This window comes from Microbacterium sp. FG3, assembly GCF_057809335.1.
Genome location: NZ_JBMDJT010000084.1, coordinates 1 through 364 on the forward strand (window position 1 = coordinate 1; position 364 = coordinate 364).

The 364-nt window shown below is 65.7% G+C and carries 1 protein-coding gene; it reads right to left on the bottom strand.

Translation table 11 applies throughout. The features are described 5' to 3' along the window. On the bottom strand, positions 1-339 hold a 339-nt coding region (locus ACODR5_RS13560; RefSeq protein WP_488983917.1), incomplete at its 3' end, for a transposase. Positions 340-364: the final 25 nt, after the last annotated feature.

The window sequence follows — 364 nt, forward strand, 5'->3', positions numbered from 1 at the left end:
CTGACACCATCGGAGAAGTTCACGGAACTCGTTGCGACCACCGGTTGAATCCGCCATGTCCCGCTCCGTCTCGAGCTTCAGCTTTTCCGCTTCCAGCCTCGCTTTCTCGGCCTCCAACCGGAGGACCTTCGCCGCCTGGGACTCAGCCCGACCCGGCGCCGGCATCGACGTCGTGCCGGCGGTCGTGGCCCCCGAGCCGTGCTTCTCGACCCACTCCCGCAACGCGCCGCGGGAGATCCCGAGGTCAGCCGCAATGCCCTTCAACGTCGCACCCGGCGTGGACTCGTACAAGTCCACTGCCCGCTGCCGGAACTCGTCCGTGTAGTTCTTCCTAGCCATCCCTTGGATTCTCGCTACCCCAGCA